Genomic DNA, 13,982 nt, shown 5'->3' with positions numbered 1-13,982 from the left:
ACCGGGCCGTCGGCATCCCGTCGACGGCCCGGCCCCGCGCGCTCTCAGCCCGTGCTCACAGCGCCCGCTGGAGCCGGTCCGCCACCAGCCGGACAAAGCGGGACCGGTCGCCCGGCTCGCCGCCCTCCGCCAGCAGCGCCATGTCGTGCAGCAGCTCGGCCGTCTCCTCCAGGGCGGTGTCCCCCTGCCCGTCGCCGAGGGCCGTCCGCATCGCCTCGACCAGCGGATGCCCCGGATTGATCTCCAGGATCCGCTTCACCTCGGGCAGCTCCTGCCCCATGGCGCGGTACATGTTCAGCAGTGCCGGGGTCACATCGCCGCTGTCCGAGACCACACAGGCGGGCGAGACGGTCAGCCGGGCGGAGAGCCGGACCTGCTTGACCCGGTCGGCGAGGTGTCCCGACATCCAGGTCACCAGCGGGGCATAGCTCTCCTCGCGCCTGCTCCGCTCCTCGTCGTCCTCGTCCTTCTTCCCGGCCTCGTCGAGGTCGAGGTCGCCCTTGGCGACGGAGCGCAGCTGCTTGCCCTCGAACTCCGGGACCGTGTCGACCCACACCTCGTCCACCGGGTCGGTCAGCAGCAGCACCTCGATGCCCCGCTCCCGGAAGGTCTCCATGTGCGGGGAGTTCTCCACCGCCTGCCGGGACTCCCCGTTCAGGTAGTAGATGTGCTCCTGCCCCTCCGCCATCCGCTCCACATATCCGGCGAGTGTGGTGGGCTTCTCCCCATCGTGGGTGGAGGCGAAGGAACAGGCGCCGAGGATCGCGTCCCGGTTCTCGAAGTCGCTCAGCAGCCCCTCCTTGACGATCCGGCCGAACTCCTCCCAGAAGGTGGCGTACCGCTCGGGGGCCGCGGTCATCATCTCCTTGACCGTGGAGAGCACCTTCTTCGCCAGCCGCCGGTGCATCAGCTGGATCTGGCGGTCCTGCTGGAGGATCTCCCGGGACACATTGAGCGACAGGTCCTGGGCGTCGACCACACCCTTGACGAAGCGCAGATACGGCGGCATGAGCGCTTCGCAGTCGTCCATGATGAAGACGCGCTTCACATAGAGCTGGACACCGCGCTTGTACCCCTGGAGGAAGAGGTCCCGGGAGGCCTGCGCGGGGATGAAGAGCAGTGCCTGGTACTCGAAGGTCCCCTCGGCCTGGAGCCGGATGGTCTCCAGCGGGTCGTTCCAGTCATGGCTGATGTGCTTGTACAGCTCGTGGTACTCGTCGTCGGTGACCTCGGAGCGCGGGCGGGCCCACAGCGCCTTCATCGAGTTCAGCACCTCGGGCCCGGTCTCCTCGGCCGGGGTGGTGCCGTCGTCGCCCTCGCCGTCCTGCGCCTGGGACTGGGACTGGGCCTCCGGCTCACCGGCGGCGGGCGGGGGCACCTCCTGGACCAGCCGGATCGGCCAGGTGATGAAGTCGGAGTACCGCTTGACGATCTCACGGATCTTCCACGGCGAGGTGTAGTCGTAGAGCCGGTCCTCGGTGTCCTCCGGCTTCAGCCGCAGGGTGACCGAGGTGCCCTGCGGCGCCTCGTCCACGGTCTCGATGGTGTACGTGCCCTCGCCGGTCGAGGTCCAGCGGGTGCCCCGCTCCTCGCCCGCCCGGCGGGTCAGCAGGGTGACCTCCTCGGCCACCATGAAGCTCGCGTAGAACCCGACGCCGAACTGGCCGATCAGCCCCTCGGCGGTGGTGCTGTCCGCCGCCTCCTTCAGCTCCCGCAGAAAGGCCGCGGTGCCGGAGTTGGCGATGGTGCCGATGAGCCGCACCACCTCCTCGTGCGACATCCCGACACCGTTGTCCCGCACGGTCAGGGTGCGGGCCTCGCGGTCGGGCTCGATCTCGATATGGAGATCGGACACCTCCACGCCGAGGGTGTCGTCACGGAGGGCTTCGAGGCGCAGCTTGTCGAGCGCGTCGGAGGCGTTGGAGACCAACTCCCGCAGGAATACATCCTTGTTCGAGTAGATCGAGTGGATCATCAACTGAAGAAGCTGGCGGGCTTCCACCTGAAACTCGAACGTCTCAGTCGGCATGGTTCGTGATTCCTTCGCTGATCACCAGGGTTGGACAGTGACGGGGGAACTGTAGATCAGGACGCGCCCACGGGGACGGAGAGGGCGTGCCGGAAGAGGTCGCGCGGGTCCCAGCGGGCCTTGACCCGGCGCAGCCGGGCGGCGTTCCCCCGGAAGTAGAGGGTCTGCCAGTCGGTGCCGGAGGTGTTCAGGGCGGGGTCGGCGAGATCGGCGTCGGGGTAGTTGATGAAGGCGCCGTCGTTCACCGCGTCGGGGCCGGGCACACCGCCGGTGTCGGCGTACATGTCCCGGTAGAACTCCCGTATCCAGGAGAGATGGGCGGCGTCCTGGTCCGGTGTCGGCCAGACCGTGAGATGGACGGCCTTGAGGACCGAGTCGCGCTGCGCGGTCGCGGTGGCGGCCGGGGCGACGGTGTTGACCCTGCCCCCGTAGGTGTTGAGGGTGAGGCTGCCGAAGGCGTCGGTGTCGGTACGGGTGAGCTGGCGGTGGACGGCGGCGAGCTGGCGCGGGGTGAGCCGGCGCCGCAGATGGCCCGACTTGATCTTTATCCGCCAGTCGCCGATGGCGTTCTCACCGGAGCCGCGCAGGGTGGCGGTGAGCCAGGGCAGCTCCCGCGAGGAGCGGGCGGCGGGCCGGGCGGTGCCCGCACTCAGGGCGTCGAGGTGTTCCGCGAGCAGCCGCTCGGCCGCCGGCCCCGGGGCGGTGATCTGGCCGAAAAGGGTGGGGCCGCCGCCCGCCGGGCGGGAGAGCGAGAACTCCGCGTAGAGCGCGGCGGCGGGGGAGTCCGGGGCGCTGTTGCGCTCGGCCCAGCGGCCGTAGTTGTCGACGAGCCGGGTGAAGGCGGCGGTGTCCAGATCCTTCCACTCCCAGGACGCGCGGAAGGTCAGCGCGGTCGCGGGGGGCCTCGGTAACAGCCGCTCGGGCGGGGTGGCGTCGGTGGTCCCCGGGGAGCGGAACCAGTAGCGGGTCACCACCCCGAAGGAGCCGCCCCCGCCGCCGGTGTGGGCCCACCACAGATCCCGGTGGGGGTCGCCGGGCTCCCGGGTGGCGACCACGCTGCGGGCCCGGCCGGCCCGGTCCACCACCACGACCTCGACCGCGTACAGATGGTCGGAGATCAGCCCGTACAGCCGGCACAGCGGCCCGTAACCGCCGCCCGCGACATGGCCGCCGACCCCCACATCGGGGCAGTAGCCGCCGGGCAGGGTCACCCCCCAGCCGAGGTGGAGCAGCCGGTAGACCTCCTCCAGGGTGGCCCCCGGCTCCACCACGAAGGCATGGCGCGCCGGGTCGTACGCCACCTCCCGCATCCGGGAGAGGTCGATCAGCACCCGGACACCGGGGTGGTCCACGAAGTCCTCGAAGCAGTGGCCGCCGCTGCGGACGGCGAGCCGGGCGCCCGCCCGTACGGCCTCCTGGACACAGGAGACCACCTGGGCGGTGGTCCCGGCCGGGCGCACCACATCGGGGGTGCCCCGGAAGCGGTTGGCGCCCCTGCTCACCAGATGGCCGTAGCGGGGATCGCCCGGCCCGACCCTCGGTGCCTCGGGGGTGCCGGGTGCGTCAGGTGCGTCGGGGGTACCCCCGGCGGCCCGCGCACCCCCCGCCGGCAGCAGCGCGCCGCCGCCCGCGAGCGCGGCGACCCCCAGCGCGCCCCGCCTGCTCCGCCCCGCCCGTCCGTGCCCGGTGCTCTCCCCGCCCATGGCCGCTCCCCTCACCGCCGGTCGGTGGGGAACGCTACGGAGCGACGCGCCCCGGAGGGAAGACCGCCGCCCCACCCCCCCGGCGGGCGGGTGGCCTCACCGGGTGGTTCACCGGGGCCGTACGGAGGGCCGGGCAGGGTCCCGTACGGCCCCCGGCTCCCTCCGGGCGCGGACGGCGGGCCGGGAACGGGACCACTCCCCGGCCCGCTTTAGGGAGCCGCAGGCTCCGGTGTCTTCCATGAGCCCGTGACACCGATGTCCCTCCCGGATCGGCACACGCACCACCCGCGGAACCCTTGAGCCCACCGCACCGACCGCACCACGAGCGGACGGTGCGTCGGGCTGCCCGCACGCCGCCACGGCAGGAGACGACATCGCCGACTCCGTCCCCGAATGGGAGAGCCGAACCGCTCATGAGGACCCCCGCCCGCGCGGACGCCCCGCGCCCCGTACCCCGGACCGGTGATCGCCCATGGTGAACCCCACCGCCACCGCTGCCGCCACCTCCAGCGGCGCCCCCGCCGTCATCGCCCCCGAGGGCGTCACCACCCCCCTGACCGCCGAGGACTTCACCCGTATCGCGGGCAACCTCGCCGGCTACCCCTTCGTCAAGGTCGTCCTCGACCGCGACGAATCGACGCTCCACATCATCGACAGCACCGGCAATCCGCTCCATGTGCACTACATCGCCGAACACATCCTCGGCACCCCGCCCGAACGGCTCCTGCGGGACATCGACTCCTTCAACCACGATGTCTATGTCCGCCCGGACCGGCGCTTCTACCTGGGACTCCTCGCCCTCCACCGGCGCCGGACCCCGGGCACCGACGGCCCCGAACAGCCGCTCCTCTCCCTGGAGACCGTCGAGGCCGACACCATGGACGGCGCGATGCTCCGCTCCTTCCACCAGCAGGTACGCGCCCATGTCGACCCGGCGCTGCCGCTCTACTGCAAACCCGCCAACCACCACCAGGAGACCTCCGTCGCCGCCGTCCCGGCGGCCGAACTGCCCCGGCTGCTCGCCCATGAACTCTTCTCCCAGGGCGCGTACGTCCCCCTCAACACCGGAGTCGCCTACGGCAGGCTGCGCCTCTTCCGTACCGAGGCCGCCTATCGCGCCGCCCTGCCCACCCTGCGCTGGCACGACATCGTCGTCATGCCCCGCGTCCCCGACGACATCCCCCGGATCTCCGGCCTGGTCAACGCCGAGCACACCACCCCGCTCTCCCACACCAATGTCCTCGCCACCGGCTGGGGCATCCCCAACGCCATCCAGACCGACATCCTCGACCACCTGGAACGCGCCGGACTCGGCGGCCAGTGGGTCCGCTACGAGGTGGCCGCCGCCGCCGGAGAGGTCCGGATCGAGGAGGCCGAGCAACCCGCCGACCTGGACACCGGACGCCCCTGGTCCGGCGATCTCGTGGTGCTCGAACGCCCCGAGACCGAGGCCGCCTCCATCGTGGAACTGTCCCGGCTGCGCCGGGGCGACCACTACCGCTACGGCACCAAGGCCGCCAATATCGGCGAACTCTTCGGTGTCCTGGAGAACGGCTCCGGCCGCTGGCTCGGCTTCTACCGGGTGCCCCGCCCGCCCCGCGCCGACCTCCTCGACCATCTCGCCGGACTCCTCGACGTCCATGGCCCCGCCGACGACGCCACCCTCTCCGCCGCCGCCCGCCGGCTGGTCCGCAAGTACGTCCAGGTGCCGCGCGGCATCGCCCTGCCGTTCTCCCTGCAACGCCGCTTCCTGGAGTCGTCGCCCCGGATCCAGCAGACCATCGGACGGCTCAAGATGGTCCTGGAGGTCGGCGCCGGACCCCTCGACGCCATCTGCGCCGAACTCCAGCACCTCATCACCACCACCCGGCTCCCCGACGACATCCGGGCCCGGATCGACGAGGCCGTCGTCACCCATCTCTCCGGCGTCGCCCGCTTCGTCGTCCGCAGCTCCTCCAACGCCGAGGACCTGGAGGGCTTCTCGGCCGCCGGGGTCTATGAATCCGTCCCCCACGCCCGCACCACCGACGCCATCGCCGACGGTGTCCGCGAGGTCTGGGCCTCCGTGGTCTCCGCCCGCAGCGTCCGCCTCCGCGACGAGGCCGGCATCAGCCTGGAGGACTCCTACATGGGCGTCATCGTCCAGGAGGAGGTCCCGGTCCCCCTCGGCGGTGTCCTCGTCACCTGCAACCCGCTGGACGCCCGCGACTTCCGCAATGTGTACGCCAACATCTCCACCGGCTCCGTCGCCGATGTGGTGGACGGCGTCGCCGCCCCCATCCAGCACCTCTACAACACCGTCGAGGGCGGCGGCCGGACCGTCTCGCTCGGCTCCGCCGGCACCGACCTCGACACCCGCACCCGCGTCGCGCTGGGCCGGCTCGCCCTCATCGGACGGCTGCTCCAGTCCCACTTCTCCCCGGACTACCTCTACGAGACCCCCGTCGACGTCGAATGGGCGCTGGACGGCGAACTGATCCGGCTGCTCCAGATCCGCCCCTACCGGGTGCGGGCGGGCGGATGACGCCCTCCCTGCCGCCCGCCGCCCGGCGGGTCATCAGGCTCCACAACGGCTACAAGCTCTTCACCGGACTGCTCTGGTGGCTGCCGGTCTTCTATGTCTACCAGCGCGACAGCGGGCTGGACGACGCGGAGATCTTCCAGATCCAGAGCCTCTACTACCTCGCCTTCTGTCTGCTGGAACTGCCCACCGGGGCCCTCGCCGACCGCTTCGACTACCGGCGCTTCCTCCAGAGCGGGGCCCTGGTCCTCACCGTCGCCAATCTGCTGCCCGCCGTGTGGACCTCGTACAGCGGCTTCCTGACCCACTTCCTGCTCTTCGCCCTCGCCAACTCCCTGGTCTCCGGGGCGGGCAGCGCCTATCTGTACGAGTACCTCCAGCGCACCGACGCCGGCGCGGCCTATCAGCAGGCCGAGGGGAGCGGACGGGCGTACGCCCTCACCGGCCGGATCGTCTGTCTCCCGGCCGCCGGTGTACTGATGCAGTGGCAGGCCCCGTCACCGTATGTCCTGACCACCCTGTGCAGTGCGATGGCCGTGGTCCTCGCCCTGCGGCTGCCCGCCCTGCCGGGCCACGGCGGCAAGGACGGCGGCAAGGACGGTGGCGGGGGGCGGGCGCCGCTCTTCTCCCCGCGCGACCAGTGGGAGGCGCTGCGGACCCTGGGCACATCCCCCGTCCTCGCCCTGCTGATGGCGCAGGGGGTCGCCGTCTTCACCCTGGTACGGATCGGCCAGGCCAACCTCTTCCAGCCGATCCTCACCGAGAAGGAGCTGCCGCTCGCCGCCTTCGGCCTCATGATGGCGGTCACCACCGTCTTCGAACTCGCCGGGGCCGCCCGCTCCGGCTGGCTGCGCCGCTTCGGCGAGGTCCGCTCCGTCTTCGCGCTGACCGTGGTGATGGCCCTCGCCCTCGGGCTGCTGGTGCCCGCCGGGCTCCCCGCCACCGCCGCCCTGCTCTGTCTCTTCTCCCTCGCCGCCGGACTGGTCTTCCCCATCCAGCGGCAGGTCGTCAACCGTGCCATCCCCGACGCCCGGCACCGCGCCACCCTGCTCTCCACCGAATCGCTCCTCGACCGGGCCGTCTGCGCCCTGGCCATCTGGGCCCTCGGCGGCTTTCTCGCCCGGGGCGAGATGGAGCGGTTCCTGCTGATCACCGCCGTCGGCACGGTGGTGCTGATGGGCGCCCTCGCGGTCCTCGTCCATCTGGTGCGCCGCGCCCCGCGCCGCCCCGCCGAGGGGCCGCGCTCCCCGCGAAAGGAGAACGTCGCATGAGTCGAGTCCTGTACGTCTATGCCAAGGGCGGCACCGCCCTGGAGCACGCCTTCCCCCGGATCGCCGCCCACGCGGAACTGCATGTCCTGGCCCTGATGCCCCTGCCCACCGCCGCCGCCGACCACTGGCGCCCGCACTGCGCCTCCATCACCGAGGCCACCGTCCCCCCGGGAGCCGCCTCCGGTGACACCGTCACCGATGAGATCGTCCGGGTCGCCAAGGAGATCGGGGCGGACGCCGTCCTCACCCTCTCCGAGTTCGCCGTCCTCGCCGTGGCCCACGCGGCCGACCGGCTGGGGCTGCGCGGCGCCGGACCGGCCGCTGCCGAACGCGCCCGCGACAAGCGGCTGATGCGGGAGGTCTGGGCCGCCGCCGGGGTCCCCGTCCCCGCCTTCCGCCGGGTGGGCTCCGAGGCGGAGCTGCGCACCGCGCTCACCGAACTCACTCCGCCGGTGCTGCTCAAGGCGGCCTGGAGCGCGGGGTCCATCGCCCAGCTGGTGCTGCGCTCGCCCGACGACGCCGCCACCGCCTGGCCCCAGGTCGCCCAGGCCCTCGACAAGGGCCGTGAGATCCGGATGAGCGAGCTGTACGAGACCGGCGCCGACCGGGCCCTGATCGTGGAGGAGATCATCGAGGGCAGCGCCGCCGACTGGTACGGCAGCGACAGCGGTAAGAGCAGCAGTGGCAGCGAGGTCGGGGACGAGGGCGCGGGCGGGGGCCACGGCGACTACGGCGACTATGTCAGCGTCGAGGGGATCGTCGCCGGAGGGGTCCACCACGCCCTCTGTGTCACCGCCCGGATGCCGCCCATCCCGCCCTTCAACGAGGTGGCCAGCACCGCGCCCTGTGTGCTCTCCGAGGCCCGGCAGCGGCAGATCGAGGAGGTCGCCGGGCGCGCCGTGGACGCCCTCGGCCTGGACACCTGCGGCACCCACACCGAGCTGAAGCTCCGTGCCGACGGCGGGATCGCGGTCATCGAGACGGCGGCGCGCTTCGGCGGAGTGATGATCACCCGCATGGTGGAGGAGGTCTTCGGACTCGACCCGATCTCCCTGCTGGTACGGGAACTGCTGGGCGAGGAGGTCGCCTACCCGTCCCGGATGCCGGTCTCCGGCCGGGGCGCCGCCGCCTCCCTGGTCGCCGCGCCCGCCGACGCCGTCGGCACCCCCTGGCGTACCCGCCCGGCCTGGCGCCCCCGCCAGGTGGAGTGGGACGGGATCGTCACCCCGGGCACCGCCGTCGAACCGGTGGCCGCCTTCGATCTGCCGCCGGACCATCCGATCCCCGACTACGACCCCGCCGCCGGGGCCGCCAACTGGCTGGGCGTCCTCTTTGTCACCGCCGCCGACGCGCCGACCCTGCTGAAGGACTGCACCGCCGTCCTCGGCGGACTGGAGGAGGCACTGAACCGGGTGGCGCCGGTGGAGCCCGGGGACCGCCGCCGGGGCTGACAGGACCCGCCCACGGAACACGCCGCGCTGGGGACAGCGCCGCGCACGACCGGCCCCCGGGCCACCGGTCAGCGCGGCGGCAGCGGCGTGAAGGGGTTGGGCGTCAGCCCGGTCCAGCCGTGGAGCACCGCCCGGCCCGTCTGGCGGATGACCCCGCCCGACTCCACCGTGCCCGCCTCGGCGACATAGAAGCGGTCGTCGTCCAGGGCCACCAGACCGTACTGACCGGCCGACTCATAGCCGTACACCCCGGTCGGCCCATGGTGCAGGCCCTCCGACCGCAGGGCGAGCAGCCGCCCGTACTCGGGCTCGCGCTGACCCCGGATCAGCCCCCAGGAGGGGCGCTCGGATCCGTCCACGACGAAGAGCGAGTAGTTCGGGAAGGTCTTCTTCTTCCCCTTGTAGACGGCCATCAGCCAGTTGCCGCTCTCGTCGTCGTACTCCAGATTCTGCACCCCGTAGGTGGTGTTCCCGGTGTACAGGAAGTGCTTGCCGTCGGGTTCCGACGGCCCGCTGGTGTGCGGGTCGGTCTCGGTGAGCGGGCGCTCGTACTTGCCCCACCGCCGTACGTCGTACTGGAGCAGCACCTGATGGTCGTTGTCGGCGCGGGTGGTGTTGGAGTAGACGCCGTACGCGACGGTCAGCCGCTCCCGGCCGTGGCGGCCGAAGGACGGGCCGAAGGCGATGCCGTCGATCCCGCTGCACCCGTACCGGTGGTCGGGGGTGTTCCCGGTGTTGCCGTCGAAGACCCCGTCGCCGTTCATGTCGGCGGTGTAGTCCTCCACCACCTCCCGGAGATGGACCGTGGAGACCACCCCGGTGGACTGGGCGTCCATGTTCATCCGGGTGATGCGGTCCGCGTCGAAGAGCGCGATGTAGAACGCCTTCGCCGCCTTGTACTCCAGTGAGGCGTAGACCCGGCCGTCGGATCTGTTGACGTCGAGATCACCGAGGTGACCGGTGAAGCCGGTGACGGAGCCGATGGGGGTGCCCCGCAGATCCGTCTTCACCAGCAGATTGGTGAAGGAGAAGTACATGAACCCCTTCCGGCGGTCCAGGGCCATGCCCTGGAGATGGCCGGATTGCCACGCTCCGCCGTCTATGGCCGGGGGCGCGGGCCGGTGCCTGCCCTGGTCCCCGGCCGCCTCGGGGGCGAGGGCCCGGGCGCTTCCCGCCCCCGCCAGTACCGCCGCCGTGGCGACGAGTGAGGTGAACAGGGCTGTGACGTTCCTTCGCATGGGCTCCTCCGAGATCCTGCCGCAGTGGTTCGAGGGGTCCGGCCCGCCTCGCCGGAGTTGTCCGGGCGCGAGAGTGATTCCCGGTGGGTGTGCACGGGAGACCAGCGGAATGTGAACGTGGCGCGTCTCGTGCGTGTGCGAACGGAAATTACCCGGGGGAAGGTGTGAAGGAAGCGCGGTGAAGGGTCCGCCCCCCGAAGGGGGCGGCGTTTTAGGCGGTGTGGCCGACGGGGGTGCCCGCAGCCCCGACGGTGGCGCCCGGACCACCCACCCGTGGTGCCCGGACCGCCGACGGTGGTGCCCGGACTCCCGGCGGCGCGGCGGGGTTCAGCGGTCGCCGGTCGGCAGCAGCAGCCGCCGGACCCTGCCGACCGTGGTGGGCCGGTCCCAGGGCACCACATCCATGGTCGCGGCGGCCCAGGCGGGCACCCGGCGCGGCGGACAGGGGACGAAGGCCGTCACCCGGCACCCCGCCCGCTCCACCACCCGGGCCAGCTCCCGCCACTCGTCGGGGGTGCTCCGGCGCGGATGGACGGCGGGCCCGCCGATCCCCAGATCGCTCAGGACCAGCACCCGGGTGCCGCGTGTCGGCGGGGTGTACGGGCCCCAGGACCAGCGGGCCTCGTCGCCCGTCCCGCGCAGCGGCGCGTCCTCGAAGTACCGGACCCGGGTGCGGTCCCGGCCCACGACCGCCCGTACCTGGTCCACCAGATCGGTCCGGTCCCGGGCGAAGGGGGCCATCCCCGCCCCGAGGTCCACCAGGATCTGCACCCCGAAGCGGAGCGTCGCCACCGGCAGCAGCGGCACCCGGGTGAGGGCATGGCCCCGGGCCAGCCGGCCGACGATCCGGGGGATGTCCGGCTCGCCCTCGGCGACCACCCGCGCCACTGCCGTCTGCACCAGCGCCGCCGACGACCGGGGGGCGAAGAGCGGTTCATGCGGCGGCACCGGGCTGCCGGGGCCCGCGCGGGCCGTCGGCAGCGAGGCCGTGCCCCACTCCTCGGGCGGCGGTGTCACCTGGGCCACCGGCGTCAGCAGCCGGACCGCCGCCGCCCCCTCCGCCGGTTCCGCCGGGGGCTCGGGGGCGCCGGGCTCCGGCTCACCGGCCGGCTCCGGGGCGGGCTCCGGCTCCCCGGCGGGCGCCCCGGGTGTTCCGTTTCCGGGCTCCGGCTCCCCGTCCGGCTCCGGGGCGGCGGGCCGCTCCCCGTACGCCGCCGGATCCCGGGGGGCGAAGCCCAGCAGCGCCGCGATGGTCCGCTGCCGCTCCCGGTCGTCGGGGGCGGCCAGCGACAGCGCCCCGGCGAGATCCCCGAGCCAGATGTCCCCGGCCATGTGCTCAGCCCCCCGGCTGCTGCGGCTTGAGCAGGGTCAGGCTCTTCAGCAGGGGCCAGCGCGGGTCCTCGACATCGATCCCCAGCGTCCGGCAGGCGCGCAGCGCGTCCAGGAACTCGGCGGTGGACGGCGGCCGGATCGCCCGGGCGCGGGCCTCCTCGCGGGCCCGCTCGATCTCCTCGGCCAGCTCCCTGGCCAACTCCTCGTCGGCCGGGCCGAACTCCCGGTAGTCGCTGCGGAAGTGGGCCTCGGCGATCTCCACAAGGCGGCCCGCGTCCGGCTGCGGCAGCGAGGCGATCACACAGCGCCGCAGAAACGCCTGGGGCAGCTCCCGTTCCTCGTTGGTGGTGATGACGACCAGATGGCGCGGCGGCTCCCCGTCCGTGCCTGACCCGGTGGCCGCCCTTCTCCGTACCGTCTCACCGGTCTCGGCGACGGTGAACCGCTGTGAACCCAGGGGCACCAGCAGACCGTTGGGGAGGTCCGGGTCCGCCTTGTCGATCTCGTCCACCAGCACCACGGCGTGCGGCCGGTCCCGGTCCCGGTCCCGATCCCGGTCCTGGTCCCCGGTGTCCTTCCTGGCGCCGTCGCCCGCCGTGCGCGCCGATACGGGGTCGAAGGCCCACCACAGCGGCCCCGGGGTGACATAGCGGCCGTCGTCCAGTTCGGTGCCCGCCGTCCGCACCTGGGCATCGCTCAGCCTGCGCACATGGTCATAGGTCCACAGCAGATCGTCCGCCTTGGAACGGGAGGTCACCACATGCTCGTAGTAGCGCCAGCCCCAGGTGTGCGCCACATGGGCGGCGAGCGAGGACTTCCCCGACCCCGGTTCGCCGCGCAGCAGCAGCGGCCGGCCGGTGGCCAGCGCCACCTCGACGGCCAGCGCGACATCGGGCGTCATGAGGTAGACCTGCCCGTCCCGGGAGTCGGGGGAGCGCGGTGGCCCCGGGGTCCGGTGCGCCACCGCCGCCGGGCCTCCGACAGCCGGGCCTCCGACAGCCGGGTCCATGGCCGCTGAGCCCGTACCCGCTGGGTCCATGGCCGGTGGTGAGTCCATTCGCTTTACCTCCATGAGCCGTTCAGCCGCTTGGGCAGGTCGAGGAGATCCCTGGTGAGCTGATAGCCGAGGATCTCCTCGTCTCCGGTGAGGCCGGGTGCCACCATGACAAGGTCGTCCAGCCGCCAGGCGTCCAGGGTCCGCCGGTCCGGCACGCTCTCACCGGTCAACAGCAGCAGCACCAGCCAGGGAAAGCGGTGCCGCAGCGCGCCCACCGCCCCGGCCACCACGGCGGGCCGCAGCCCCGCCACATCGACGCTCAGACAGTGCAGCACCCCCTCCCGGGGCCGGAACCGCTCCGGCGGCCACCCGGGTGGATGGTTCAGCAGCTTCCGTACCGCCTCGACGCACTCCTCGGTCAGCTCCTCCGCCGCGTCCTCGCCCAGCGGCAGCCCTCCGGCCGACTCGACGTGGTAGCGGTCGATCTGGAGACACATCGCCCGGTCGACATAGTGCTGCGCCGTGCTCTGCTGACAGGCGTTGAGGACCACCGCCCGGCTGCCCGAACGGTTCGGCGGCGGCAGTATGTGCCGGGCGGACTCGCCATTGACCCAGATCGGCAGCAACTGCGCGATCAGCCGGTTCAGCTGGTCGGTGCCGAGCGAGCCGGACAGCTCCATCAGGGCGCTCTTCAGGGGCGCGCCCGCCACCGTCCCCAGCATGCGATGGGCGAGCAGCCGGCAGGCCCCCGCGTCCGCCCGGACATGGCCCAGCTCGTCCTCCCGGATGCCCAGCACCCGGGCGGCCTTCAGCAGCGGCCGGTCGCTCCCGGCCTGCCCCAGCTGGTCCGCTATCCGGCCCACCCAGTGGCGCATCGGGTCGGTGTCCGAGCCCTCCGTGCCCTCCCCGGGGGCGGGTTGCTCCGGAAACCGCTCCAGCACCGCGTCGGCCAGCCGCTCCGTGGCGTCCGGCCCGGCGTCCAGCTCGGCGTCCAGCTCGGCGTCCGGCCCGGTGCCCGGCCCGGCATCCGGCCCGGTGCCCGGCCCGGCATCCGGCCCGTTGTCGCGGGCGAACTCCACCGGCAGCACATCCGTGAACCCCTCGTCCCGCAGCCGCTGCGAGGTCATCGACCCCATGAGCACGGGAATCACCCGGAAGCGCGGATTGAGCGCGCGCCGCCACAGCAGGATGTTGACCTCCCGCCGCACCCAGAACGACGTCAGCGCCGCCTCGTTGAAGAAGACGACCGCCGCGTCGCACTCCCCGAGCCACTGGTAGAGCGTGTCGCACCAGTCGTCCCCGGGACGCAGCGCGTCCATGTCCACCCGGACCTCGAACCGCCGGGCGGCGAGACCGTCGGTGACCCGCTCGATCACCGCCAGGGTGCCCGGGTCCCGCTTCGCACTGTGACTGATGAACACCTGGGTCACCGCGCTCGGC

9 protein-coding genes are annotated in these 13,982 nt (G+C 72.6%); 3 read left to right on the top strand and 6 right to left on the bottom strand.

The genetic code is table 11. The features are described 5' to 3' along the window. Positions 1 to 55: 55 nt before the first annotated feature. Positions 56 to 2,029 carry a molecular chaperone HtpG gene (gene htpG / locus ABT354_RS26830; protein ID WP_351498283.1) on the bottom strand — a complete coding sequence of 658 codons (1,974 nt, stop codon included), beginning with the start codon at positions 2,027 to 2,029 and terminating at the stop codon, positions 56 to 58. Positions 2,030 to 2,085: 56 nt separating this feature from the next. Beyond that, positions 2,086 to 3,732, bottom strand: coding sequence for an FAD-binding oxidoreductase (locus tag ABT354_RS26825; protein WP_351498280.1), 1,647 nt, complete (start codon positions 3,730 to 3,732; stop codon positions 2,086 to 2,088). A gap of 472 nt (positions 3,733 to 4,204) precedes the next feature. Here ABT354_RS26825 and ABT354_RS26820 point away from each other — a divergent pair, with 472 nt between their 5' ends. From ABT354_RS26820 to ABT354_RS26810, 3 genes are read left to right on the top strand one after another with little or no spacing between them, the layout of a single operon-like run. Then, positions 4,205 to 6,256: a PEP/pyruvate-binding domain-containing protein gene (locus ABT354_RS26820; protein WP_351498278.1), complete on the top strand. Its 2,052-nt coding sequence runs from the start codon at positions 4,205 to 4,207 to the stop codon at positions 6,254 to 6,256. Then, positions 6,253 to 7,524, top strand: coding sequence for an MFS transporter (locus tag ABT354_RS26815; RefSeq protein WP_351498276.1), 1,272 nt, complete (start codon positions 6,253 to 6,255; stop codon positions 7,522 to 7,524). Before ABT354_RS26820 ends, ABT354_RS26815 begins: the two co-directional genes overlap by 4 nt. Beyond that, positions 7,521 to 8,975 (top strand): ATP-grasp domain-containing protein, encoded by a 1,455-nt coding sequence (locus ABT354_RS26810; protein WP_351498274.1) that lies wholly within the window; start codon positions 7,521 to 7,523, stop codon positions 8,973 to 8,975. The genes ABT354_RS26815 and ABT354_RS26810 overlap by 4 nt, the downstream gene beginning before the upstream one ends. 68 nt (positions 8,976 to 9,043) lie before the next feature. On the opposite strand, the gene ABT354_RS26805 is transcribed toward ABT354_RS26810, so the two are convergent. The 4 genes from ABT354_RS26805 to ABT354_RS26790 all read right to left on the bottom strand — a co-directional run bounded on the left by ABT354_RS26805 (position 9,044) and on the right by ABT354_RS26790 (position 13,972). Beyond that, positions 9,044 to 10,213 carry a hypothetical protein gene (locus ABT354_RS26805; RefSeq protein WP_351498272.1) on the bottom strand — a complete coding sequence of 390 codons (1,170 nt, stop codon included), beginning with the start codon at positions 10,211 to 10,213 and terminating at the stop codon, positions 9,044 to 9,046. Between the two features lie 327 nt (positions 10,214 to 10,540). After that, entirely contained in the window at positions 10,541 to 11,545 is a 1,005-nt protein-coding gene (locus ABT354_RS26800; RefSeq protein WP_351498270.1) for a hypothetical protein, read from the bottom strand. A gap of 4 nt (positions 11,546 to 11,549) precedes the next feature. Continuing rightward, positions 11,550 to 12,446, bottom strand: coding sequence for an AAA family ATPase (locus tag ABT354_RS26795; RefSeq protein WP_351498268.1), 897 nt, complete (start codon positions 12,444 to 12,446; stop codon positions 11,550 to 11,552). A gap of 161 nt (positions 12,447 to 12,607) precedes the next feature. Further along, on the bottom strand, positions 12,608 to 13,972 hold the full coding sequence (locus ABT354_RS26790; protein WP_351498266.1) for a toll/interleukin-1 receptor domain-containing protein: 1,365 nt from the start codon (positions 13,970 to 13,972) through the stop codon (positions 12,608 to 12,610). Between the last annotated feature and the right edge of the window lie 10 nt (positions 13,973 to 13,982).

Origin of the sequence: Streptomyces sp. NPDC000594, from assembly GCF_040299965.1 — a bacterium.
GTDB lineage: Bacteria > Actinomycetota > Actinomycetes > Streptomycetales > Streptomycetaceae > Streptomyces.
The sequence above is the reverse complement of the archived record's forward strand: the minus strand, read 5'-3'. Positions and strand labels throughout refer to the sequence as shown.

What these genes read in the sequence shown, in the direction of transcription:
- ABT354_RS26800 (WP_351498270.1), bottom strand. Translation starts at nt 11,545, where the DNA reads ATGGCCGGGGACATCTGGCTCGGGGATCTCGCCGGGGCGCTGTCGCTG.
- ABT354_RS26825 (WP_351498280.1), bottom strand. Translation starts at nt 3,732, where the DNA reads ATGGGCGGGGAGAGCACCGGGCACGGACGGGCGGGGCGGAGCAGGCGG.
- ABT354_RS26795 (WP_351498268.1), bottom strand. Translation starts at nt 12,446, where the DNA reads ATGACGCCCGATGTCGCGCTGGCCGTCGAGGTGGCGCTGGCCACCGGC.
- ABT354_RS26820 (WP_351498278.1), top strand. Translation starts at nt 4,205, where the DNA reads ATGGTGAACCCCACCGCCACCGCTGCCGCCACCTCCAGCGGCGCCCCC.
- htpG (WP_351498283.1), bottom strand. Translation starts at nt 2,029, where the DNA reads ATGCCGACTGAGACGTTCGAGTTTCAGGTGGAAGCCCGCCAGCTTCTT.
- ABT354_RS26810 (WP_351498274.1), top strand. Translation starts at nt 7,521, where the DNA reads ATGAGTCGAGTCCTGTACGTCTATGCCAAGGGCGGCACCGCCCTGGAG.
- ABT354_RS26815 (WP_351498276.1), top strand. Translation starts at nt 6,253, where the DNA reads ATGACGCCCTCCCTGCCGCCCGCCGCCCGGCGGGTCATCAGGCTCCAC.
- ABT354_RS26805 (WP_351498272.1), bottom strand. Translation starts at nt 10,213, where the DNA reads ATGCGAAGGAACGTCACAGCCCTGTTCACCTCACTCGTCGCCACGGCG.